Source organism: Pseudomonas sp. 51_B (assembly GCF_017491595.1).
Classification (GTDB): domain Bacteria; phylum Pseudomonadota; class Gammaproteobacteria; order Pseudomonadales; family Pseudomonadaceae; genus Aquipseudomonas; species Aquipseudomonas promysalinigenes.
The window spans coordinates 1-481 of sequence record NZ_JAFGYW010000283.1; the positions used below are offsets into that span (position 1 = coordinate 1).

The 481-nt window shown below is 60.7% G+C and carries 1 protein-coding gene; it reads left to right on the forward strand.

The genetic code is table 11. The features are described 5' to 3' along the window. On the forward strand, positions 1-481 hold a 481-nt coding region (locus J5M56_RS24845), incomplete at both ends, for a DUF1217 domain-containing protein (RefSeq protein ID WP_207938042.1).

Sequence of the window (481 nt, forward strand, 5' to 3'; positions counted from 1 at the left end):
GACCAAGGACATGGGCAAGTCGCTGACACAGGTCGCGACGCAGCCGGATGTCAGCCGCGAGACCGATTACTTCCTGAGCCATATCGGCAACGTCAAGACGATCGACGACTTCCTGAAGGACTATCGCCTCTATTCCTACGCCATGAAGGCCTATGGCCTTAGCGACATGACCTACGCCAAGGCGTTCATGCGCAAGGTGTTGACCGAGGGTGTCGCGAACAAGAACACCTTCGCCAACAAGCTGACCGACACCCGCTACCGCGAATTCGCCACGGCCTTCAATTTCGCCGCGCTCGGCAGCAACGCGACGAAGACCGTTCAGGCCACGACCGGAACGGCGACCCATTACGTCACGCAGACCATGGAGCAAAAGGCCGGCGACCAGAACGAGGGCCTGCGGCTGGCGCTCTATTTCACCCGCAAGGCGTCCACGGTCACGACTGCCTACCAGGTGCTCGCTGACAAGGCGTTGACGCAGGTG